The organism is Micromonospora sp. NBC_01739, from assembly GCF_035920385.1.
GTDB lineage: Bacteria > Actinomycetota > Actinomycetes > Mycobacteriales > Micromonosporaceae > Micromonospora.
In genome coordinates this window covers 2,245,577-2,267,760 of the sequence record NZ_CP109151.1, presented here as the reverse complement: position 1 = coordinate 2,267,760, position 22,184 = coordinate 2,245,577, and the positions used below count along the sequence as shown (strand labels likewise).

Here is a 22,184-nt window from a genome sequence, read left to right as displayed (position 1 = left end):
GGTAGGTGGTAGAGATCTTGGGCCCGGAGCCGGAGGTGTGGGTGGCCCTCGGGGTCAGTGAGTATCGGGACCGGTGGCCGCCATAGCCTTCAGCGGTCGATTGTCGGCCGGCGGGTCGCCGGTGGCCGGCCCGCCCGGGTCGGACACCAACTCGCTGGTCGGGACCGACTCGTCGCAGGACCGGCAGAGCAGGACCAGTTCCACCGGATGGTCGCAGCGGGTGTGCACCAGGGCCCGGTCGGGCGAGGGTTGGGCGCCGGGGCAGTTCCGCTCTCCCCACTGCATCAACGCGGCCAGCACGGGGGCCAGCTCACGCCCCCGCCCGGTGAGGCGGTACTCGTGCCGCACCGGCCGGTCCCGGTAGGGGATCCGTTCCAGGATGCCGGCCTCGACCAGGGTGCTGAGTCGTTGAGCGAGGACGTTGCGGGCTATGCCGAGGCTGTCTAGCAGGGACTCGAAGCGGCAGTCACTCACCATCGCGTTGCGCACGATGAGCAGGGTCCAGCGCTCGCCGACCACCTCCAGAGCCCGTGCGATCGAGCAGTCCTGTCCGTACCCGCGAGGCGCCATTGGGTCATCGTAGAGGCGCGTGATCCACCGCTACCCTCCCTGCCCGACCACGGGCGCACTCCGCTGCCCCAGCAGCAGCGCGGCCACCAGACCGGCCACGGTGAGTCCGGCGGCCACCGCGAAGGCCGTGGGCAGGCCGGCGCCCACCGGTGCCGGCAGCTGCGAGAGGGACTGCTGGGCGACGAGTACGGCCGACACGGCGGCCAGTCCGAGCGCTCCACCCATGCTGAACGAGGCGTCGGACAGGCCCGAGGCCGCGGCGGAGTCGGCCTCGGTGGCATCCAGGGTCACCCCGATCTGTGCGGCGACGAAGGCCGCGCCGGCACCGACGCCGACCAGGGGCAGCACACTGAGCAGGTAGACCGTGGACAGCGGACTGTCGACCATGGCCAGGGCCAGCAGGCCGGCTCCGGTCAGGGACAGGCCCGCCAGGGCCACCAGCCGCAGCCCGTGCCGCAACACGACCGCCTGACCGAGGTACGAGCCGATGACCGAGGACAGGGTCAGGGCCGTCATCAGGGCACCGAACCTGGTGGCCGAGAGCCCCAACACCTCCTGCCCGTACAGGGTGATCAGCAGCAGCACCCCTTCGATCACCGTGCCGGCGATGAACAGCACCCCCAGGCTGCCCACCCGGTTGCCGGACAGCAGCGGTCCGGGTCGGATCAGGCGGCGCCCGGTGCGCGCCTCGAGGGCCAGGCCGAGCAGCAGCAGCACCGACGCCCCGGTGAGCCGCAGGAGAACACCGCCGGTGAGGCCGCCAGGTCCGAGCGCGGCGATGATCGTCCAGCCGATCAGGGCCAGGGCGCTGATCAGGCAGGTGGCGCTGGCCACCTCCAGCGGATGTCCGGAGCGGCCGCACCGGTCCTTCGGCAGGATCGGGACCAGCAGTACGGCGACGATCCCGATGGGCACGTTGAGCAGGAACACCCATCGCCACCCGAAACTGTCGGTGAGCAGCCCGCCGAGCAGCAGCCCGGCGGTGCCGCCGAAGGCGCCGATGAGGGTCCAGAAGCCGAGTGCCCGGGACCGGGCCGGACCGGGGCCGAGGGCCATGGCCAGCAGTGGCAGGGCGGTCGTGGCGACCAGGGCCGCACCGACACCCTGCACGATGCGTGCGCTGACGAGCACTTCCCCGGTCCAGGCCGTCGCCGACAGCAGGGAGGCGGCGGTCACCATCGCCAGCCCGGTGGTGAACAGCCGACGCCGACCGAAGAGTTCGGCCAGCCGACTGCTGAGCAGCAGTACCCCGCCGAAGGTGATCAGGAAGGCGGACATCAGCCAGTGCGTGCTCGCTGTGGACAGTCGCAGTGCCTGCGCGATGCTCGGGATGGCGGGATAGATGATGGTGCTGTCCAGCGCCGCCATCAGGAAGGACGCGCCGAGGGCGCCGAGGGCCAGCCGTTGCCGTCCGCCGAGAGGGGTTGCCGACGCCGACGCTGCGCTTAAGTTGTCCACCATCCAGCCCCTTGGTTCCCCGTGTCGTGGACGCTGGTTGCCGGTGAAGCACCTCAACGTGCCGTCAGCTCTCAACGACCACGGTGGCCATGGTTACGACGACGGACCCGGATAACCCGGTCGTGTCTGGGTGGCCCGGGCGCCGCGCGTGCGGACGGCCCACAGCCCCGTCGGTCCGGTTTTGAAACTTACGTGGGCAAATGAAGATAGCAGCAGTGCCTTTTCGGCACGACCCTGTGCTCGCCCGGTTCTCCCGGGTGGCGCCACACCTGCCGAGCGGGTTTCCCGCCCGATGGGCGGCAGCGGGGCGCCGAGTGCAGTTCAAGGGGGCGATCGGGTGCCGAGACCTCGATGGTGTGATGCCTGGGACGGGCGCGGTTTCTCCGAATGTGGCATGTGGGGTGGGGTGCCGATCGGGATCTGCGCGGGGCGGCACCGACCGGCCCACCGGGCTGATCCGGCGGGCCGGGTGGGGGTGAGGTCGGGGTCGGTCGGGTGCCGGCCGCCGGGCTCAGGGCTGGGGGAGGGCCAGCAGGATCGGCGGGTCCAGGGAGGTCATCCGGCGCAGCTGGAGGTCGGCCTCGATGGCGCTGGGTCGGCGGCTGATGGTCAGTGGCCCGTGTACGCCGATCAGGGCGTCCTCGTCCGTCCAGTCGGCCTCCCAGTAGTCCTGGCGGCCACGCACCCGGGAGCAGGCCAGCACGTACCACTGCCCGGGAGGTGGGCTGTCCAGTCGGTAGGGGCCGGGTCGTTCGAGCACGGTGCACCGCACGGGACGGCCGAGCGGGACGGGGTCACGGAAGAGCCCGATGAAGGTCAACCGGTCCTTGGTCTGCTCGGAGGCGGGTGGGTGGACCACGCCCTGGATCGCCGGGACCGGTGGCTGGGCCACGGTTCGGTGGTCGACGGGCACCTGCGGTGTCACCCCACGCAGCCTGCGGTAGGTGCTGGGGGAGACCCCGACACTGCTGCTGAACCGGGAGCTGAAGGTGCCCACACTGGCGTAGCCGACCTCGTGGGTTATCTCGGTGACGCTCATGGATGTCGACAACAGCAACTGTTTAGCCCGGTGCAGCCGCATGACCATGAGGAAGCGGCCTGGGGAGATGCCGGTGACACGTTGGAAGATTCGGGTGAAGTGGAACTTGCTGAACATGGCTGTGCGAGCCATGCCGTCCACGGTGTGCGGTTCTGCCAGATCCTCCCGGATGGCTTCGATTACCCGACCGACGGCACGCTGGATACTGTCTTCCATCGCATCCCCCAATCCGATGGCTGCGCTTGTGGCGACGTTTTGTGGGCTGAGGACTGATACGGCAGAGGTGGGCGTGTGGCGATACGCCGTCTAGCGAGAAAGGGGTTTTGTTAACCCGGGTTTTAATTGCGGGAGAAAGTATCGGCTGTTGGCGGAGCGGAGCTGTTTGGTGACTCAGGGTTATGATATCTGGCGGGGAGTAGTTAATCAACTACGGATCATGCAGGTCAATGCTGGGTCCAGGCTGACCCCGGGCGGGTCCGAAAAACGGACGCTTGGCTCCAATGCGGCGACAGCAACATTTGGGATCGACCCCCGGGATCGGGTCGGCCGATTCGTCGGATACCCACCCGCAGAAAAGTTGGCAAATGGGGCGATCCGTCATTCCGGCGGGTGGGCTCGACGTGTCAGCCGGATACCCGACCTCGTCGCAGGTGGTACTCGCCGACCCGGCGGGGTCAGCCCCGGGTGCTGGAGAACTGCCCCGGGCTGCGGCCCGGCCCGGCCGGCCCTCGATACGCCTGAGCGATGTCCAGCCAGTGCTCGGCATCGCCGCCGACGGCCCGTACTGCCAGGTCCTGCCGGTGCCGGCGGCGCGTGACGAGCAGGCAGAAGTCCTCGGCGGGGCCGGTGATCCGCTGTTCGGCCTCCGGCGGGCCGAACGCCCACACCGTGCCCGACGGGGCGGTGATCTCGAAGCGGAACTCCACCTCGGGGGGTGTCAGGCCCCGGGCCAGGTACCCGAAGTCCCAGGTCCGAACGGCGAAACCGACCAGGTGGCCGAGTCGGTCCGTGGGAGTCGGTCGGATGCCGAGGGCGTCCGCGACGTCGCGGCCGTGCGCGAAGACCTCCATCATGCCGGCCGCGGCCAGCACTGGTGCCGGCAGTGGCCGCACCAGCCAGGGCACCGGTTGTCCGGCCGGTACCGCAGCCAGGGCCTTCTCCGCGATGGCCCGCTCGGCCCGCCAGCGCGACAGCAGGACCGCGGGTGGTTCGACGACGAAGTCGGCCATCGCGGCCGCCACGTTGGCGTCGAAGTCGTCGCTGAGCCGGGAGGTCACCTGCTGGAAGGCGGCCGGCTGCGCGGCGGCCAGCCCAGCCAGCCGGAAGGTGGCGGCCAGGTGGGCGATCTGGTGCCGGATCGTCCAGCCCGCGGCCGGAGTCCCGATGTCCCACTGGTCGTCGCTCAGCTTGGCCACGATGGCGTCGAGCGCCTCACTCTCCGCAGTGAGATCGTTGATCACGTCTGGTGTCTGTGACACGTCGATACCTCTTCCTGAAATGGTTGGTCGGCGACCCGTTACCCGGAATTTTCGGCGAGTATCGATTTCCCCACATATTGGCGCACATCACTACCCTTGAGTAGGTGTGGTGACCTGTTCGGACGCGGTGGGTGCCAGCCGAATTTCCTTACTGGCGACGCTTCGCCTTGGTGTGATCAAGTGGAATGGACTTTCCGAGTGTGCCCCAGTCCGCAACCGTCTTTCTTCTTTCTTTGTGCGGTCAGGCGGCTGCTGGTGGTGATGATGGCGACTCGTGGGGGTCGACTCGCAGCCAGCCGGCGAGCGCGGCCCGTGATCATGGAGTGACGCAGAGCAACCAGGGAGTAGGTGGTCGTCCACCGCTGCCCATAGCCTCGGTTCGTCTACCAGACACCGCACGAGACCCTGACGCGACCGGCGTCCGTCTTCCCTGGGGAGAAGCTCATGGCAGGTCTGTGGCGTAACCTTCGCGCACAGCTGATGACGCCGGACATCGCCGAGACGACGATGAGCAGGCGGGGATTCCACGTCAAGGACGAGCCCGGCCGGCAGCGGCTGGAGGCCGTGGGCGCCAGCTTCCTCACCGGCTTCCGGGCTGCCGTCGAGGCCCGGGACGAGACCGACATCGGCCGGCTGAACCTGATCGATCGGCAGTTCCGTGGCTTCGCCTACGAAGGGGCCGCCATGGGATACGCCGTCCTGGACGGGGTGACCGGCGGACGGCGTACCGCCCGGTTCCTGACCGGCGCCGGCTCGCCCCACGTCTACATGGCCTACGTCGGGATCGGCTGGGCGTACGCCAAACTTCCCCGGTGGCGCTGGCGGGCCGTGGCGGCGCCGGACCCGTTGCTGCGCTGGCTGGTCCTCGACGGCCTGGGCTTCTACCGGGCCTACTTCGAAACCGACCGGTTCGTCCGCCGACAGGCGGTCTCCCCGGTGCCGTGGCCGCCCGAGACGCCCGGTGACTACCCGCGGCGCGCCCTCGACCAGGGCATCGGCCGGGCCAGTTGGTTCGTCGCCGGAGCCGATCCCGATGTCGCCGCGAACATCATCGGCCGCTTCGACTCCGCCCGGCACGCCGACCTGTGGAGCGGCATGGGGCTGGCCGCCACCTACGCCGGGGGTGCCGATCCCGACGACCTGAAGAAGCTGGCCGTCCACGCCGGCCGGTACCGCCCGCAGTTGGCCCAGGGCTCCACCTTCGGTGCGCAGGCGCGACTGCGCGCCGGACTGGTCACCGAGCACACCCCCCTGGCCACCGAGATCTTCTGCGGATGCAGTCCGGAGGAGGCGGCGGCGGTCACCGATCGGGCCCGCGAGGACCTTCCGCCGGACGGCACCGAGCCGGCCTACGAGATGTGGCGACGGCGGATCCAGGCGCACTTCGCCTGAGGCCGCGGACGACGAGAGTGGACGCGGTACCGGGCATGGCCACCACACCCGGCCCGACGCCCCGGGGCCCGGCGTTCGCCGAACGCCTCACCCGCGCGGTGCTGATCCACGAGCCCGGTCGGCTGCTGGTCACCACGACCACCCTCAGCCCCGCAGAGGTGCCCGTCCTCGATGAACCGACCGACCCGGGCGCTCCGCTGCTGCCGGCCGCGCACGTGTTGGAGGCCCTGGCGCAGGGCTGGGTGGCCCTCACCGGACACCGGGGTCCACCGGTGTTCGAGACGGTCGAGTTCGGTACCCCGCTGGTGGTCGGCGAGGACGGGGTGCGGTTACGACTGATCGTCTCGGCCGAGCCGGGGACCGACACCACCGTGGTCGTGTTGCGCGGCGAACACTGGGGCCGCCAGGTGACCTACGGACACGCCCGACTGCGCCACCCCGGCCGATCGGCTGCCCGGACCTCCGCCGATCCGGTCCCGGCAGCCGCCCCGCCGATGCCGAACGACCCGCCGGTGGCGCCCCTGCGTGTCGGGGTGCCGGACCGGCCGCCCCGCACCTTCTTCGTCGAACCCGGGCGCTCGGATCGTCGGCTGCGCTACCGCGAGATCACCACCTCGGGCTGCGTGCTGGAACTGACCGGTACGGGTGCGGCGGAGTCCGTCGCCGCCGTGGCAGGTCCGTTGGTGCTCGGTGACCCCGGCGTACGGGCCGCCTTCCTCCGTGCCCTGCATCCGTGGGCACCGGACATGATGCTGCGACCGTCCGGAGTCGACCGGATCTGGCTGGCCGGGGTCGGCCCCTACGAGCAGGTGACCCTGCACGCGACCCACCGCGGCCGGCAGGACCAGGTGCACCGCTACGACCTGGAGATCCGGGCCGGCGGACGGATCGTGGAGCGGTGGACCGGGCTTCGGCTGCGACCGCTGCCCGGCAGACCCGGTCCGTGGCCGGCGCAGCTGCTCGGGCCGTACCTGAGCCGCAGGCTGGCCGAGCTGACCGGGTGCGACGTGGGCGTCGTGCTGGAGCCGGGCCTGCGGTGGAAGTGGCGTCGGCAGCACACCGCCCTGGCCGTGTCCCGGCTGCTCGGTGCGGACCCGACCCTGCACCACCGCCGCGACGGTCGCCCCGAAGTGGGCGGCGGCTGGTGGATCTCGACCGCCCACGGCGCCGGGCACACCTTCGCGGTGGCGGCCCGCACCCCGGTCGGCTGCGACCTGGAACCGGTCCTGCGACGCGACCCCGCCGAGTGGCGTCGGTCGCTCGGCGCGCACCTGGCCTCGGCCGAGCTGATCGTCGCCCAGACCGGGGAGTCGCCGCACCGGGCGGGTACCCGGGTCTGGTCGGCCCTGGAAGCGCTGCACAAGGCCGGGGCCACCGCCTTCACCCCGTTGACCTACGACCGGGCCACCCCGGACGGCTGGCTGCTGCTCACCGCCGGCAGTTGGCAGGTGGCGACCTGTGCCACGACACTGCGTGGCGGGCCGGAGGACCTGGTGGTGGCGGTGGCGACCCCCCGATGAACCGCCGGCCGGCGACGGAGAGTGGCCGCACCGGTCACGGTCCGAACGACCGGCACCGGCCGCCGGGACCACCGGAAACCTGTGCGCGTGCCCCCCGCGTCGTCAGGAACAACTGCGGACAGCATCAGGCGAGATGCTGACCGGTCGATCGACGTAGACCATTGGGGTACGCCGGGCTGGATGAATGTGACGGAGGGCGCCAGCGTCTCCGGTGGTGACTTGAATTGCCTGGTCGCCGATTCGTGCCCTGCGTTTTTCTGTCAGTTCGAGTTGAGCCTCAGAGGTGATGCCCGTGCCCCCGGCAATGGAAAGCAACCAGCGACGGACAATGGTGCTGGAGGCGTACGCCGACACGATTCTGCCGGGCCAGAAACGGTGGCCGGGGGATCGGGCCGTGGCCGGTGTCTCGCCCGACGGCGGGGCGGTCGCCGCCGGCGCACTGCTGACCCTGCGCTCCGAGGAGGGCGGCATGGCTCCGGCGCTGGACACCCTGGCCGACAGACTCGACGAGCACGCCCAGGAGTACGCCGCCGAGACAGGCCTGGACCTGGACCCCACGGTCCCGGCGTTCGTCTCGCTCGACTACCCCGACCGGATCCGGTTGGTGCAGCGCCTGACCGACCCCACCCACCCGGAGCGGGAGGCCTGGACCGGTCTGGCCATGTTCAGCGTCATCGCCTTCGACGCCGCCGCGCACTCGCACACCGAGGAGGCGCTGGCCGCCGGCCATGTGGGACTGAACATCATCGGCTTCCGTCGGCCCGGCCCGGACGGGCTGTGGCGGTTCGACACCTACAGCTACGGCCGCCAACTGGCCCGGCCGCATCCTGACACCACCCCCTCCGGGAGCCCCGCATGACGAGTTCCGAGAGCACCGACGTCCTGGTGATCGGTAGCGGCTTCGGCGGTGCGATCACCGCGTACCACCTGGCCGCAGGAGGCGCACGGGTGGTCGTGCTGGAGCGCGGGCCGTGGCTGTCCGGGGAGGAGTTCGAACACGACTTCAAGTTCGGCTCCTCCTCGACCCGGGTCTTCGACTTCGTCATCGGCGACGGAATGAGCGTGCTCAGCGGCAACTGCGTGGGCGGCGGCAGTGTCGTCTACTTCGCCGCGATGCCCCGCGCCCCCCGGTTCGTCTTCGACCGGCAGGGCCGGTTCGGTCACCGGATGTGGCCGGGCACGATCTCCCGGGACACCCTGGAGCCCTGGTACGACCGGGTGGCCGAGGCCCTGCCGGTAACCCAGACCGGCTGGGACACCGTGCCGTTCTCCGGTGGCCTGTTCGGCGCGGCCTGTGACCACGCCGGACGGACCGCCAACCCGGTGCCGGTGGCGTTGGACCAGGCCAAGTGCACCAACTGCAACTGGATGATGGCCGGCTGCCGGTTCGACGCCAAACGCTCCCTGCTGCTCAACTATCTGCCGGCCGCCCTGGCCCACGGCGCCCAGATCCGTCCGCTGCACGAGGTGCAGCACCTCTCCCGTACCGACGACGGTGGCTACCGGGTGCACTACACCGTGCTGGACGAGGTCGACTACCGGGTCGAGGTGGACAGCGGCACCATCGACGCGAAGATCGTGGTGATCGCCGCCGGGGCCGGCGCCACCCCGGTGATCCTCAAGCGTTCCGAGCCGACCCTCGGCCCCATGCCGCACGCCGTCGGTCGGTACTTCTCCGGCAACGGCGAGCGACTCAACACCGCCATCTTCGACGAGGGCCGCATCCGCGAGGTGCTCGGCCTCAGCCGGCCCGACGGGGTGCCCTACGAGGCGTACCAGATCGGCAAGGGCCCCTGCGTGGCCAACTGGGACAAGCTGGACGGATCCCTGCCGGAGTACGAGCGGTACTCGCTGGAGCAGCTGTACTTCCCACCCGGCTTCGGCACCATCCTGGCCCAGGTGCCGGACGCGGTCGGCCCCACCTGGTTCGGGGCGGAGAAGAAGGAACTGTTGCGCACCTGGCAGTCCTGGCTGACGGTCTTCACCATGAGCGAGGACGACAACGAGGGTGAGTTCGGTGCCCTTCCGCCCAGCGGCAACGCCGTGCGGCTGTCCCAGCAGATGCTGGCCCGGGGATCGCTGCGCTACCAGCCCACCGAGAACACCCTGCGGGGCTGGGCGCTGTCCGACGCGGAGGTACGCGACATCCTGGAACGCGACGGGCTGTCCCGGGTGATGCCGTGGACCAACGACGTGGTCGGGGCGTACACGGTGCATCCGCTGGCCTCCTGCCGCATCGGTGACAACCCGGACACCTCCGCCCTGGACGACCGGCACGAGCTGCGCGACCATCCCGGCATCTTCGTCACCGACGGCTCCGCCGTGCCGGCCGGTCTGACCGTGAACCCGGCGATGACCATCGCCGCGCTGGCCGAGCGGGCGGTGCCCGGCATCGTCGCGGCGGCGCGGGAACGCGGGGTCCCGGTCCGCTACGGGGCGCCGGCCCCGGACGGGGCCACCAGTGGCCGTGCCGCCGTGCTGCCGCTGGTACGCGGCACCGTGCAACGGTGAGTGGCCTGTACGCCAGGGTGGCCCGGCGTCCCTCCCGGGGACACGTACGCCGGGTCACCCCGGTGCCCATCGAACGCGCCGAGGGCCTCACCGCGGTGGTGTACGGGCAGGTGGAACGGGACTTCGGCATGCTCGCCCCGCCGGTGAGCCTGCACTCGCCCGCCCCGCAGGTGCTGGCCGCCTGCTGGGTCGTGCTGCGCGAGACCCTGGTCGCCTCCGGCCGGGTGGATCGGGCCACCCGGGAGGCCGTGGCGGTCGCCGTCTCGGCGGAGAACTCCTGCCCGTACTGCGTGGAGGTGCACGGGGCCACCATGGCCGGCCTGCTGCCCGCCGCTGCCGACCCGGCCGGTGCCGCCCTTCGGGACCGGGTGAGCCAGTGGGCCCGGGCGGGCACCGACCGGACCCAGGCCGGCCACACCCGGCCGCCGGTCGCCGCCGACCAGGCCGTGGAACTTCTCGGGGTGGCGCTGGTCTTCCACTACCTCAACCGGATGGTGAACGTCTTCCTGGAACCGTCGCCCCTGCCGCCCGGCCTGCCCTCGGTCATGCGCGGCGGAGTACGCCGGGTCTTCGGCAAGCTGATGGCCCGGGGTACCCGCGGCGACCGTCCGCCCGGTGCCACCCGGGACCTGCTGCCGGCCGCGGCACTGCCGGCGGACCTTGCCTGGAGCAGCGGCCACCCCGTGCTGGCCGACGCACTGGCCCGGAGCAGCGCGGCCATCGAGGCCGCCGGGCAGCGGTCGGTGCCCACCTCGGTGCGGGAACTGGTCACCGCCCGGCTGGCGGGCTGGGACGGCCGGCCGGCCGGGATCAGTCGCGCCTGGGTCGGCGAGGCCATGGGTGATCTGCCCGGCGGCGACCGGGCGGCGGGGCGGCTGGCGCTGCTCACCGCCTTCGCCTCCTACCAGGTCGACGACCAGGTGGTGGCCGAGGTACGGGCCACCGGAGCCGACGACCGGGCCCTGATCGAGTTGACCGCCTGGGCCAGCATGGCCGCGGCCCGGGTGGCGGCGGCCTGGGTCCCCCTGGACCCGAACGCACCGCCGAGCTGATCGGCACGACTCCCCGGCTTCGACGGACCGCCGCCGAGCCGGGGAGCCGCCGAGCCGGGAGGCAGCCGCCGGGGGAGTCAGCGCGGGTCGACGGCCAGCCCGGCCTGCCGGCGACTGATCAGACCGGCGCGGTGCAACCAGGCCACGGTGTCCCGGATGGTCTCCGTGATCGGGCGGGTGGGGGCGGGCACCTGCGGGCCGGTACGCAGATCGCAGTGGCAGGTGTAGACCGCGCCGTACTCCACCGGGACATGCCACGGCGAGATCCGCTGCACCGCGGATGCGGCCGCCCCCACCGGCAGCACCGCCGCCGACGGCAGGTAGCCGACCGGCAGCCGACGCCCGGTGACCTCGCGTACCGCCGCGACGAACTCCCGGGTGGACAGCCGCTGCCCCGGCGCCAGCAGCCGCCGTGGCCCCGCCCCGGCTCGCAGCGCGGCGACATGCAGGTCGGCCACGTCCCGGACGTCACCGACCGGGAATCCGCCACCGGGCCAGATGGGCAGCCACCCGCGCAGCAGGGCCCGCAGCCGGGCGAGCTGATCCCCCAGGTGCGGGTCGTGGGGGCCCAGGGTGGCCATCGGGTAGGTGATGACCACCGGGGCCCCGGCGGCCTGGTGTCGGCGGGCGACCTCTTCGGCCGCCGCCTTGGTGGCCATGTACCGCTCCCGGGGGCGGCCCACCGGCAGCTCCGTGGCCAGCGGCGCACCCCCGGTGGGGGCCAGGGCCACCACGGAGGAGACGTGCACGATCGTCTCGGCCCCGGCCGCGCGGGCCGCCTCCAGCACGATCTCGGTGCCGCCGACGTTGACCTGCCGCATCTGCGCATGGCGGCGGGTGTCGAAGGAGTAGAGGCCGGCGGCGTGCAGGACCCCGGTGCAACCCGCCATCGCCCGGGTCACCGACTCCGGGTCGGTGACGTCGCCGCGCACGGTCGCCACATCCGCGGTGGACACCCCGAGGGGGCCGAGAGCCCGTCCGACCGTGTCCGGGTCCCGAACCAGCAGCCGCACCTCGTACCCGCCGCGCAGCAGCGCCGCGACCGTGTGCGAGCCGATGAAGCCGGTGCCGCCGGTGACCAGTACCCGCACGTCGTCACTGCCCTTCGATGGAGGATGGGACGGGTGGCCGGCGCCGGCCGGGGGGTCACCAGCCGGCACCGGAGCTGTGCCGAGGTCAGCGTGCGTCGCGCGGGCTGTTCTGGTAGGCGGCCAGTCGCCAACCCTCCGGAGTACGGACCAGGAGCCAGGAGGCGCGGATGGCCCGCTCGGCGGCCACCTCGGTCTCGCCGGGGGCGAGCACACCCCCGGCGGTCAGCAGCAGGGCCACGTCCGGGCCGAGGAAGCGGACGTCGAAGGGCTGCCCGGTGACCCGGGTGCCCTTGTAGGGGCCGGCGAAGCCCTGCGCCATGAAGGCCCGGATCTCGTCGCGGCCCTTGCGGAAGTGGCCGGGCAGGATCATGGTGCCGTCCTGGACGAACACCTCGGCGAAGGCGTCGGCGTCGTTCGCCGCCCAGGCCTGCACGACACGTCCGGGCACGGCCGCGACCGCGGCCTGATCCTCGCTGGACACCTGCGGGGTGAGGTGGTTGACAGTCACGGTGGTTCCTTCCGTCCTGGGCGGTCACGTCCTGGCTGAGGAGGGGTTTCGGGACAGGCCCGCACGGTCCTCGGCCCTTCGGTGGCGCTCATCGGCACGTACCGGTCGGGCGACGGGCCCGCCGGAAGCGGGCGCCCCGGCCGGGGCGTAGCCGCTCACCTGTGAGAATCACAGTGGTCAGCGGGGTGCCGCATCTCTGCGAGTGCCTCGAAGTCAACACCGCAGCATGCAAGACGAAAGCCGCGCACCTCCGCCTGAACGACCAGCAGGCGGAGGTGCGCGACGGGCAGGCGAGGAGTTACCGGCCTCAGTGGTGGGCGGGCTCGTCGGGGGACCGGTCGGCCTGACCGGAGACGGTCGGCGGCCCTCGGTGCCGGGCGGGGCGCCGCACCAGCAGGGCCAGCACGACCAGCAGCACCAGACCGTCGAGGACCAGCAGAGTCGCGCCCACCGGGTCGATGCCGTGGGCGTGGTCGGCATCGTCCAGGATCGGGTCGGGGACCTCCGTGAGGCCCTGCGGGGGTACGCCGGTGCCGACACTGAAACGCAGGATGCCGGTGGCGTCCCGCCCGTTGGTGAAGGTGATGTGGTACGCGATGCTGTAGTCGCCCGTCCCGATCGGCTGGATCGGCTGACGCAGCCCGGCCTCGCCGTCGGTGCGTACCCGGCCCTCGTTGACCGGATTGCCGGACCGGTCCCGCACGGTGACATGGGACAGCACCGCGTCGGCGCCGGTCGAGAGCTGTAGGGTGACCGCCTCCGGGGCGGTGCTCAACACGGCACCGTCGCCCGGGTCCACCGCTAGGACCCGGGCGGGGGTGCCGTCGGACTGCCGGGTGACCGCGGCGATGGTGAGGGCCACCCCCACAGAGGCGAGGGCGATGACGATGGCCAACGTTCGGCGCCCGGCAGACATGACGACGATCAGCTGCCGGAGGTGGCGGCGGCCAGCCGTTCGCGGCCTTCGATGGTGCAGTTGCACCGCTGCAACTGCGCCTCCTGGGCGTTGGGGCGCAGGTGCAGGTACATCGCCACCAGCATCGGCAGGAAGACGACCGAGTTGTAGAACAGGTGCAGCTCGACCCGGGGGATCAGCAGCTGAGCGAAGCTGGTCGGCACGCTCGTGCCGGGCAGCAGGAAGCCGATCTGCACCTGCAACAGCAGGAACAGGTGCTCGATGTGGTGCCAGAACTGGAGCGCCAGGGCGATCGTCCACCAGGTGCGGGCCCGGCCGACGAAGCCGGGACGCAGGGCGAACAGGCCGATCAGCATGACGATCGCGTACGCGTAGTGCATCCACTCGGAGCTGACCAGCCACGGGAAGGGCATCCCCAGGACCCCGCGGGCCTGTGGCCGCGCCCAGCCCAACACCCAGATCTGGTACGCCTGAACCAGGTGCTCGGCCCAGTGGGCCAGCACGATCACCATGTACAGACCCAGCACCGCACGGTGCTGGGCTTCGTTGATCGTACTGATCACCCCACGCCGGGCGGCATGCTCCTTGGCCACTGTCATGTGGACTCCATCCAGAGGGCTGGGTAATTTAGCGAACACGCTAGGTGATGGGAGTCCGGTGCGCTTATTCCGGATTGCGCACTTTTCGATCATCGGGTTCGGTGGCCCCAGGTTGCCTGCTCAGGCGGTGAAGCCGCCGTCTGAGGTGATTACCGCACCGTTGACATTGACCGCCTCCGCGCTGCCCAGCCAGCAGACCAGGGTGGCGATCTCCTCCGGCTGGGCGGTGCGGGTGACCCGGTGGAAGGCCTTCGACAACCGCTCGTACGCCCAGGGCACCCTCGGGGCGGCCGTACGCCCGATGTTGGTCTCCACCCCGGCCGGGCAGATCACGTTGGCCCGGATCCCCTCCTCGGCGTAGAGGACGGCGATTGACCGGGTCATGCCGACCAGGGCGTGCTTGGAGGTGACGTACGCCGTGCCGGCCACCGCGCCGGTGAGCCCGCCGATGGAGCCGACATTGACGATCGCCCCGTCCCCGGCCGCGCGCATCAGCGGCAGCACCGCCCGGGTCAGCCGCATCGGGCCGGTGACATTGACCGCCATGACCCGTTCCCAGGTCCCATCGTCCACCTCGGACACCGGCAGGAAGTGATCCATGATGCCGGCGACGTTCGCCAGCAGGTCGATCCGGTCGCCGGGCAGGGCGGCCACGATGCGGTCCACGTCCGCCTGCACACTGACGTCACCGACGACGGTCAGCACGGTCTGCCCGGCGTCGGCGATCAGCTTCTCCGTGGCGGCCAACCCCTCGGGGTCTACGTCACAGCCGAGCACCCGGGCGCCCTCGGCCGCCAGCCGTACGGCGACCGCCTGACCGATGCCGGAGCCGGCTCCGGTCACCAACGCCACTCGTCCCGCGTACCGCTGCTCGTTCATCATCGACTCCTCTGCTCCGCGGCCGCAGACCCGGCCCGCTGCTCGCAGCCTCCGCCGGGCGGACCCGGCGGCGGCAGGGCCACAGGTCCCACCCGCAGGGGCCGACCGGAGTGGACGGTGACCTGCGTAGCGGACGGCGCCGGTCGAGCTTCATCCACCGGGGACAGATGTGATTGAACCGAGGGGTGCCGCGCTCCGTCATGCGGGCGCACGCATTCGAAAGGACCTGGTGGGTCCGTCGGTTCAGCCAACGGAGGGCAGCATGACGGTGAGTACGGGTGTCTTCGCGGGCCGCAAGGCCCGGCTGGGTGGGAAGGTGGCCCTGCTGACCATCCTGGTGCTCGCCCTGGGCCTGGTCGTGGTCCTGTCCAGCAGGTCGGAGGCGGTCATCCGGGAGCGGGTGACCTTCGTCAACGCCACCGGCGAGACGTTGTGGATAGGTGCCGGTGAGAGCGGGGACGGTTCCCGACCCATCCCCGACCTGCCGGTCCTGCGGCCCGGGGAGTCCGGGACCATCGTCATTCCCGACGACGGCGCTCCCGGTCATTGGCGCGGCCGGTTCTTCGCCCGGCAGCGGTGCAGCGGAGAACCGGGTAGCACCTTCAGCTGTCTCGTCGGCGACTGCGGGGTCTATCCGGATCGCTGCGAGCGGGGTGCGCAACCGGTCAGCCTGGCCGAGTTCAACTTCGACCAGAACGACCCGGTAGCCCCCTGGTACAACGTCAGCTACGTCGACGCCCTCTCGTTGACGATCACCATCGAGGCGCCCGGCGGGCCGCCCGCCCCGGTGGCCGGAACCTGCATCAGGTGGGACTGCTCCGGTGGGCAACTGCTCGCCGCCTGCCCGGAGGCACATGCCGTGATCGATCCCCGCCGGGGAGACCGGATCAACTGCGTCAACCCCGAACGGGACGCGGAGAGCGCCTACACCGCAGCGCTGCGCCCCTTCGGCCCACGGGCCTACCTGTGGTCCACCCACGACCGGGTGCCCGGTAACGAGACCGTCCTCGGTTGCCCCGGATGCGCCGACTTCGTGGTCACCTTCCGCAACGGCGGAACCCCGGTACCGCAGCGGGTCGAGCAGCCCGCCGTCTCGGACGACGCCGGCTTCGCCCTGCGGGGGTACGAGGGCAAGTGCATCGACGTGCCCGCCGGTGTCTCCGCCGACGGGGTGGGGTTGCAGCTCTGGAGGTGCAACGGCACCCCGGCCCAGTCCTTCTCCAAGGGCCCCAACGGATCGCTGATGCTGCTCGACAAGTGCATGGATGTCGCCTGGGGGTCCCGGGACAACGGGGCCAAGGTGCAACTGGCGCACTGCAACGGCGGCCCGGCGCAGGTCTGGGTGGTCGAGGACGGCCAGGTGCGCAACCCCCACTCGGGCAGGTGCGTCGACGTCCGCGACCGGAACTCGGCCGACGGCGCCGCCCTGCAGATCTGGCGGTGCGCTCCCGGGCAGGCCAACCAGACCTGGCAGCCGGTGGGCCGCTGAACCGACCGGGTCCAAGGGGCGGCCGGCCCCCTGCGCGTTGCGCAGGACGATGCCGGTGACTGATAGGAAGTCACACGGTGCGGCGCCGTTGACATGACGGGCACCCACCCTCCGCCGCACTGGAACGGGTGCCGCACCGCGCGAGGAAGACGGAAGGACAGCAATGCAGTCAGCTGGTCGGGGCAGGGCGTCGAGGTCGGCCCCGCAGACATCGGCGGGGTCGCACCGGATGCGCCGCTGGCGAGCGAGCCACTGGTGGACCCTGTCGCTGCTGCTGACGGTCCTGCTCGTCCCACTGGCCGGGGGGACCCCGGTGACCGCCGCGCCTCCCGACGAGACCGGCAAGTACTACGTCGTGGGGCCGCCGGTCAACGGCCAGCGTGACTATCTGTACAGCATCGCGCTGCGTACCCTCGGCAACGGCAACCGGTTCCGGGAGATCATCGAACTGAACCGGGGTCGGGAGCAGCCCGACGGGGCCACCTTCACCGACGGGGTCGAACTCGCGCCCGGCTGGGTGCTCGTACTGCCGAAGGACGCGGACGGGCCGGGAGTGCGGACCGGCCGCCTGCCGGCGATCCGCCCCCCGACCCCCTCGACCCCGCCCAGCCCGGCGACCCCCTCGCCACCCTCACCCTCGCCGCCTGCACCGCCCTCGCCGACCCCTGCACCGCCCTCGCCGAGCGGCTCCCCGTCGCCCCCCGCCCGGTCGGCTCCCGCCGAGGACCCACCGGCTCCGGCCGACACCGGGCCCCCGGCCCAGGCCGCACCGTCCCGGCTGGCCGGGGTCACCCCCGACCTGGTGCGGGTCGGGGCGGGAGCCCTGGCCCTGGGACTGGCCGTCGTAGCACTCCTGGTGCTGCCCCGACGGGTGTACCGGATGCGTGGGGTGACCCTCGATGACGGCCCGTGGCCCCCGCAGCGGCACCACACCCCCACCCCAGCCGAACTCGCCGCCAGCGCCGCCCCACCCGACCTGACTGTCCCGCAGAGGCAGAACCCGGCAGCCTCCGCTGACCCGAAACCGCCCGGCGCTCGCACCACCGAAACCTCGCCAACCTCCACCCAGGACCCGGCGCCTCCGCCAGTGGTCCCTGCGGCCCCACCCGCAGCGGCGCCTGGGCCTCCATCCTGGCCGATGATGCCCGCGGCCCCATCCCGGCCGGCGGTGTCCGTGGCGGTGCCCGAGGGCCCTGCGGCGGCGGTGCCCGCCGCTGGGACCGGGGCAGGCGCGACGGCAGCGCGGTCGGGGAGTGGGCAGGAGGACGGTGGGCCACCCCGGCCGGAGTTGCCGGCCGACGGCGAGGTGCCGTACGTCCGGACCGAACTCAGCACCGACCACGGCCCGATCCTGGTGCGGCTGGTAGGTGTCACGACCGGCCCGGCAACTGCCGCCTACGCCTGGCTGGCCGAGCACGAACCGGCACCGGCCGCCGCCGTACCCCTGGTGCTGGGACGGGCCGGGCCCTGGCGGCTACAGATCGACCTGGGCCGGGCCCCGGACGTGTTCACCCTGGTCGGGGCGGTGCAGGAGTGTCGCCGGTTGGCGGCGGCGTATGCCCGTCAGTTGCTGGCGGCGGGGGTGGTCGTGGCCGTCGTCGGTGACGCCCTCGACGCCGACCTGGTCGAGGGCTGCCGCCGCCTGGCCGCCTGGCCGCAGTCACCCGAGCTGGGACCCGGGCCGTACGTCGTCATCACCACGGACGCCGCCGCGGGGGTACGTGGCCTGGCCGCCGGGTCCGCCGGGCGCGGCATTCCGCTGGTGATCGGTCCGGTCCCGTACGGCCGGTGGTCGGCTCAGCTCGGCGGTGGGGACCCGAGCTGAGGCAGGACGGCCGGCAGCGGCCCCTGCTCCAGGCGAGGTACCCGCTGCCAGGCACCGGACTCGGCCCGGTACACCCGGCGTACCCGCACCCGTGAGTAGGAGCGGCTGGGCAGGATCAGCTCCACCTGGGCGGCGCGCAGGGCCTCGGCCCGACTGCGGACCCGGTTCAGCGGGGCCAGCAGGTCGGCCGTGGCCGTCACGTCGATCGCGCGATCTCTGGGCACCCGCAGCTCCACCAGCAGCCGTCCGTCCCGTACCGCCGGCTGGTCCCGGTACAGCCGCAACCAGTGACGTGGCAGGCGTACCCGCTCGGCGGGCAGCAGGGCGTACGCCCGACGGGTGCCGAAGGTCGGCCAGCGGCGCACCTCGTGGGGCAGACCGGCGATCAACCTGGCGGGCCAGCCGCAGCGGATGGAGACGGTCTCACCGGCACACTCCCCGGCCGGGGTCAGTTCCCCGGTGTGCTCCACCGCGAAGGTGTCCACCGCGAAGACCCGGTCCAGCCGGGCCGCCGGCAGCAGGTACGCCTCACGTAGACCCCGCAGGTGTTGCAGCCGGGCGGGCAGCCGAGCGTGCAGGGCGGCCATCGGGATGGCCCCACCCGGATCCACCCGCACCCGCAGCAGGCGGCGACCCTCCGGCACCGACCGGGGATCGAGGAAGGCCAGCAGGAACAGTTCGGCACCGGGCAGGCCCTCGCCCACCGCCCGGGCCTGCACCGGCGAGGCCACGAACGCCTCGAACGGCTCGGCGTTGACCTGCTGCCCCGGGGACAGCCACCCCAGGCCGTACCCCGGCGCACGACGATCCTCGCCGGTCAGTGCGGGCCGGGGCAGCGGGGTGGTCGGAACGGCCTGCGTCCCCGGCGCCACCTCCCCGACCCGTACCGGCTCGGCCTGTTCCTCGGCCTGACCCGCAACCGGCTCGGCCAGCTCCACTGGCTGGTCGGCCGTGGGGGTGGGTGCCGGCTCGGCGGGGGGCGGAACATCGGCGTGGGGCGCCGGTGAGTGCGGGGTCTGCTCCGGCTCGGCCTCGGGCGGGGCCGCCGCAGGTGCGGTCAGGGTGAGGGAGGTCGACATCGGCACCAGCAGGCCGGTGGGGGTGGTCCGCAGCGCCGGTGGACCGGCGGCGAAGGGCGGCCGGTACGCGTACCACTCGGCCGGTCGGCCCGCGTGGTCGAGTGCGCGCAGGTCCTGCCGGTCGTCGACGAGCTCCGCGCTGCCACCCGGCGGCGGGGTCCAGACCGTGGCACCGGTGGTCTCGGCCAGTTCCCGGGCGTGGGTGCCGAGGCTGCGTTGCTCCTCCGGGTCGGAGGGCCAGGTCAGCCAGAGGCGCAGATCGCTGCCGTAGAGCGGCAGGTCCCCGAGCAGGGCGGCGAGCTGGTCGCCACGGTAGACCCGCTGGGTGCCGCCGTAGTCGCCGATCAGGAAGCCACCGGGTCGGGCGGTGACCGCGACGGTCACCAGTCCCTTGGCGACCGTGCCCAGCCGGTGCGCGGTGGCCCGCCGGGTGACGAAATCGGCCCGGGTGGCGAGCACGAGACCCCCGCGCAGGGGCAGACTGACCACCCCCGTACGGGGACGGACCAGGCCCCGCTCGACGGTGAACCAACCCGGCAGGGGGGTGGCCAGATCGGGCGGCTGGATCACCAGCCAGTCCCGGGCTCGGCGGGCCTGGCGGTCGACCGGTACGGCGTGCAGCGGCCCGCCGGACCCCCCGTGCTGGCGGATCTCCGCGCCCTCGGGGCTGACCAGCACGTCATGGGCGAGCAGCCCGGCCACCTCGCTGAACAGTTCGGCGTGCCGGGCGCCGTCGTCGGTCAGGATCCGTACGTCGTCGGCGGCCTCACCGGAGCGCCGCACCAGTTCGGTGATGGCCCGTGCGGTCAGGGGCCGCTCGGGTCTGGTCGGCAGCACCAGCCCACCCCGTGCGCCGGAGGTCAACCAGAGATCGAACAGTCCGGGGATCCGCCGGTGTCGACGGGGGTCGAAACGGTGGGCGGTCAGCGGCTGGTCGTCGTTCGCGTCGATCGTCATGGTCGTGGCGTACATCTGCTCTCACCAACGTCCGCAGGTTTGCGCGTGCAGGTGACGGCCGGCGAACCACCACATCATCTGGTCTCGTGGCCCTTGCGTCATCATGACGATGGTCACTGGTCGTCGGTTCAGCCGAGTTCGACGTTTTTCTCGATCCGATTGAACGGATACGGTCCAGATCCGCTGTAGAGGGTGTCGCCCGGGTTTTCGGCCGGGCTCCCGAAGGAGGAAGATCAGTGCTGGCGAAGCGCCTCAACGTAGGACGCCTGCTCGCGGGAGTGGTGGCTGTCTGCTGCATGGTCGTGGCGATGGCCGGTACGGCGACAGCCCGCAAAGCGCCCCTGGACCCGCAGGCGTACGTCAAGTACTACGTCGTCACGGCGGCGTACCAGGGACAACCGGAGAACCTCACCGCGATCGCCACCCGGTTTCTCGGCAGCGGTGAGCGGTCTGCGGAGATCTACAACCTCAACGCCGGTCGGGTGCAACCCGACGGGGCCAGCCTGACCGACCCGACCCGGCTCAACCGCGGCTGGTATCTGGTGTTGCCGTGGGACGCGGTCGGCGAAGGGGTGAAGTACGGGCAGATCCCCGCCGGCCCGGGGAAGCCCACGACCTCACCCGGGCCCTCCCGTACCCCCAGACCTGCCTCCAGCCCGACCTCCGGCACCAGTCCCAGTCCCAGCCCCTCGCGCAGCCCCAGCCAGAGCCCGTCGCCCAGCGGCACCTCCGACACCGCCGGCTGCACCCCGGTCGCCGGATCCAGCAGCCGTTCCGACTGGGCCCAGCTGCGGTTGGCCATCGACGGGGCCTGGGACCTCAGCCGAGGCAACGGGGTCATGGTGGCCGTCGTAGACTCGGGGGTGGACGGTCGTCTGGAAGAACTCAGCGGACGGGTGACGGTCGGGGCGGACGTCACCGTGGGCAACGGCCGCGGCGACACCGACTGCCTGGGTACCGGCACCGCGATGGCGAGCATCATCGCGGCGAACACCGCCGTTCAGCAGACCCCGGTCGGCCTGGCCCCGGACGCCACCGTCCTGCCGATCCGGATGATCGGCAAGTCGGGCACCGCCCGGCCCACGGACGCGGCGAACGCCATCGAGGTGGCGGTGAGCGCGGGCGCCTCCGTGGTCGCTCTCGGCTCGCATGTGGACCTGTCCGCCCCGGCGGTCATCGCCTCCCTGACCACCGCCCTGAACCACGACGTGGTCGTGGTGGCGGGTGCCCCGACCAAGCCGGTCACCCTGCCCTCGCCCAGCGAGCCCGAGGCCACCGGCGCCCTGCTGCTGGTCGGCGGGGTCGGGGCCGACAACAAGCTGGTCGAGGACTACCAGCCGGAGACGGTGGAGGTGGTGGCGCCCGGGGCGGACGTGACCGGAATCGGACCCGGGAAGACCGGCCCGTTGAGCTACAGCGGCACCCGCTTCGCGGTGGCCTTCGTGGCCGGGCAGGCGGCGCTGGTGCGGGCCGCCTATCCGGAGCTGAACGCCACCCAGGTCGAGCAGCGGATCCGGGACACCGCTGATGGGCTGGGGGAGCAGACCCCGGACAGCAGGTACGGCACCGGAATGATCAATCCGGGGGTGTCGCTGGCCCGGACCCTGGACGGTGAACAGCCGACCGGAGCCGCGAGCACCGGCGGCGGTGGCGGGGGAGGCATGGCCACCCTCGTCCTGATCGGGGTGGCGCTGCTCGGCGGTGGCGCCTTCCTGGCGCTGGGTCTGCACCGTCGGCGGGCCTACAGCTGAACCAGCTACGGAGAACGGGGGTACGGACCGCGCGGTCCGTACCCCCGTTTCTGGTCGACTCGGTGTGCTG

Annotated in this window: 18 protein-coding genes; 8 read left to right on the top strand and 10 right to left on the bottom strand. The window is 72.0% G+C overall.

What is annotated here, in order from left to right; genetic code table 11:
- Positions 1–54: 54 nt before the first annotated feature.
- The 4 genes from OIE53_RS10065 to OIE53_RS10050 form a co-directional block, all read right to left on the bottom strand.
- Positions 55–570, bottom strand: coding sequence for a winged helix-turn-helix transcriptional regulator (locus tag OIE53_RS10065; RefSeq protein WP_327026335.1), 516 nt, complete (start codon positions 568–570; stop codon positions 55–57).
- Positions 571–600: 30 nt separating this feature from the next.
- Complete coding sequence (locus tag OIE53_RS10060; RefSeq protein ID WP_327026334.1) at positions 601–2,031, bottom strand: MFS transporter; 1,431 nt, start codon at positions 2,029–2,031, stop codon at positions 601–603.
- A gap of 508 nt (positions 2,032–2,539) precedes the next feature.
- Positions 2,540–3,283 (bottom strand): AraC family transcriptional regulator, encoded by a 744-nt coding sequence (locus tag OIE53_RS10055; RefSeq protein WP_327026333.1) that lies wholly within the window; start codon positions 3,281–3,283, stop codon positions 2,540–2,542.
- A 458-nt stretch (positions 3,284–3,741) separates the two neighbouring features.
- Positions 3,742–4,545 carry a TIGR03084 family metal-binding protein gene (locus OIE53_RS10050; RefSeq protein WP_327026332.1) on the bottom strand — a complete coding sequence of 268 codons (804 nt, stop codon included), beginning with the start codon at positions 4,543–4,545 and terminating at the stop codon, positions 3,742–3,744.
- 444 nt (positions 4,546–4,989) lie between these two features.
- Between OIE53_RS10050 and OIE53_RS10045 the strand changes: the two genes are divergently transcribed.
- From OIE53_RS10045 to OIE53_RS10025, 5 genes are all read left to right on the top strand, one after another.
- Positions 4,990–5,937 carry a DUF1702 family protein gene (locus tag OIE53_RS10045; protein WP_327026331.1) on the top strand — a complete coding sequence of 316 codons (948 nt, stop codon included), beginning with the start codon at positions 4,990–4,992 and terminating at the stop codon, positions 5,935–5,937.
- A gap of 35 nt (positions 5,938–5,972) precedes the next feature.
- Positions 5,973–7,457 (top strand): polyketide synthase dehydratase domain-containing protein, encoded by a 1,485-nt coding sequence (locus OIE53_RS10040; RefSeq protein WP_327026330.1) that lies wholly within the window; start codon positions 5,973–5,975, stop codon positions 7,455–7,457.
- Between the two features lie 328 nt (positions 7,458–7,785).
- Positions 7,786–8,316 carry a DUF5987 family protein gene (locus tag OIE53_RS10035; RefSeq protein WP_327027143.1) on the top strand — a complete coding sequence of 177 codons (531 nt, stop codon included), beginning with the start codon at positions 7,786–7,788 and terminating at the stop codon, positions 8,314–8,316.
- Positions 8,313–9,968 (top strand): GMC family oxidoreductase, encoded by a 1,656-nt coding sequence (locus OIE53_RS10030; RefSeq protein WP_327026329.1) that lies wholly within the window; start codon positions 8,313–8,315, stop codon positions 9,966–9,968. The genes OIE53_RS10035 and OIE53_RS10030 overlap by 4 nt, the downstream gene beginning before the upstream one ends.
- The gene (locus tag OIE53_RS10025) at positions 9,965–11,020 is read left to right on the top strand and encodes a carboxymuconolactone decarboxylase family protein (RefSeq protein ID WP_327026328.1); all 1,056 of its coding nucleotides are present in this window, start codon (positions 9,965–9,967) and stop codon (positions 11,018–11,020) included. Before OIE53_RS10030 ends, OIE53_RS10025 begins: the two co-directional genes overlap by 4 nt.
- Positions 11,021–11,097: 77 nt before the next feature.
- On the opposite strand, the gene OIE53_RS10020 is transcribed toward OIE53_RS10025, so the two are convergent.
- The 5 genes from OIE53_RS10020 to OIE53_RS10000 form a co-directional block, all read right to left on the bottom strand.
- Complete coding sequence (locus OIE53_RS10020) at positions 11,098–12,111, bottom strand: SDR family NAD(P)-dependent oxidoreductase (protein WP_327026327.1); 1,014 nt, start codon at positions 12,109–12,111, stop codon at positions 11,098–11,100.
- An 85-nt stretch (positions 12,112–12,196) separates the two neighbouring features.
- On the bottom strand, positions 12,197–12,619 hold the full coding sequence (locus OIE53_RS10015; protein WP_327026326.1) for an SgcJ/EcaC family oxidoreductase: 423 nt from the start codon (positions 12,617–12,619) through the stop codon (positions 12,197–12,199).
- Between the two features lie 307 nt (positions 12,620–12,926).
- Positions 12,927–13,535 carry a copper resistance CopC family protein gene (locus OIE53_RS10010; protein ID WP_327026325.1) on the bottom strand — a complete coding sequence of 203 codons (609 nt, stop codon included), beginning with the start codon at positions 13,533–13,535 and terminating at the stop codon, positions 12,927–12,929.
- An 8-nt stretch (positions 13,536–13,543) separates the two neighbouring features.
- Positions 13,544–14,134 (bottom strand): hypothetical protein, encoded by a 591-nt coding sequence (locus OIE53_RS10005; protein WP_327026324.1) that lies wholly within the window; start codon positions 14,132–14,134, stop codon positions 13,544–13,546.
- Between the two features lie 120 nt (positions 14,135–14,254).
- Positions 14,255–15,013, bottom strand: a complete 759-nt coding sequence (locus OIE53_RS10000; protein WP_327026323.1) for an SDR family NAD(P)-dependent oxidoreductase — start codon at positions 15,011–15,013, stop codon at positions 14,255–14,257.
- A gap of 262 nt (positions 15,014–15,275) precedes the next feature.
- Between OIE53_RS10000 and OIE53_RS09995 the strand changes: the two genes are divergently transcribed.
- Together OIE53_RS09995 and OIE53_RS09990 are read left to right on the top strand one after the other, a co-directional pair.
- The gene (locus OIE53_RS09995; protein ID WP_327026322.1) at positions 15,276–16,502 is read left to right on the top strand and encodes a ricin-type beta-trefoil lectin domain protein; all 1,227 of its coding nucleotides are present in this window, start codon (positions 15,276–15,278) and stop codon (positions 16,500–16,502) included.
- 229 nt (positions 16,503–16,731) lie between these two features.
- Positions 16,732–18,327, top strand: a complete 1,596-nt coding sequence (locus tag OIE53_RS09990) for a hypothetical protein (protein ID WP_327026321.1) — start codon at positions 16,732–16,734, stop codon at positions 18,325–18,327.
- Here the strand turns inward: OIE53_RS09990 and OIE53_RS09985 are convergent.
- The gene (locus tag OIE53_RS09985; RefSeq protein WP_327026320.1) at positions 18,300–20,363 is read right to left on the bottom strand and encodes a hypothetical protein; all 2,064 of its coding nucleotides are present in this window, start codon (positions 20,361–20,363) and stop codon (positions 18,300–18,302) included. The genes OIE53_RS09990 and OIE53_RS09985 overlap by 28 nt on opposite strands.
- A 236-nt stretch (positions 20,364–20,599) precedes the next feature.
- Between OIE53_RS09985 and OIE53_RS09980 the strand changes: the two genes are divergently transcribed.
- The gene (locus tag OIE53_RS09980; RefSeq protein WP_327026319.1) at positions 20,600–22,114 is read left to right on the top strand and encodes a S8 family serine peptidase; all 1,515 of its coding nucleotides are present in this window, start codon (positions 20,600–20,602) and stop codon (positions 22,112–22,114) included.
- The last annotated feature ends 70 nt before the right edge of the window (positions 22,115–22,184 follow it).

Bases quoted from the DNA above. Each gene is read 5' to 3' on its own strand.
- OIE53_RS10065 (WP_327026335.1), bottom strand. From the start codon at position 570: ATGGCGCCTCGCGGGTACGGACAGGACTGCTCGATCGCACGGGCTCTG.
- OIE53_RS10060 (WP_327026334.1), bottom strand. From the start codon at position 2,031: ATGGTGGACAACTTAAGCGCAGCGTCGGCGTCGGCAACCCCTCTCGGC.
- OIE53_RS10055 (WP_327026333.1), bottom strand. From the start codon at position 3,283: ATGGAAGACAGTATCCAGCGTGCCGTCGGTCGGGTAATCGAAGCCATC.
- OIE53_RS10045 (WP_327026331.1), top strand. From the start codon at position 4,990: ATGGCAGGTCTGTGGCGTAACCTTCGCGCACAGCTGATGACGCCGGAC.
- OIE53_RS10040 (WP_327026330.1), top strand. From the start codon at position 5,973: ATGGCCACCACACCCGGCCCGACGCCCCGGGGCCCGGCGTTCGCCGAA.
- OIE53_RS10035 (WP_327027143.1), top strand. From the start codon at position 7,786: ATGGTGCTGGAGGCGTACGCCGACACGATTCTGCCGGGCCAGAAACGG.
- OIE53_RS10030 (WP_327026329.1), top strand. From the start codon at position 8,313: ATGACGAGTTCCGAGAGCACCGACGTCCTGGTGATCGGTAGCGGCTTC.
- OIE53_RS10010 (WP_327026325.1), bottom strand. From the start codon at position 13,535: ATGTCTGCCGGGCGCCGAACGTTGGCCATCGTCATCGCCCTCGCCTCT.
- OIE53_RS10005 (WP_327026324.1), bottom strand. From the start codon at position 14,134: ATGACAGTGGCCAAGGAGCATGCCGCCCGGCGTGGGGTGATCAGTACG.
- OIE53_RS10000 (WP_327026323.1), bottom strand. From the start codon at position 15,013: ATGAACGAGCAGCGGTACGCGGGACGAGTGGCGTTGGTGACCGGAGCC.
- OIE53_RS09995 (WP_327026322.1), top strand. From the start codon at position 15,276: ATGACGGTGAGTACGGGTGTCTTCGCGGGCCGCAAGGCCCGGCTGGGT.
- OIE53_RS09990 (WP_327026321.1), top strand. From the start codon at position 16,732: ATGCGCCGCTGGCGAGCGAGCCACTGGTGGACCCTGTCGCTGCTGCTG.
- OIE53_RS09985 (WP_327026320.1), bottom strand. From the start codon at position 20,363: ATGACGATCGACGCGAACGACGACCAGCCGCTGACCGCCCACCGTTTC.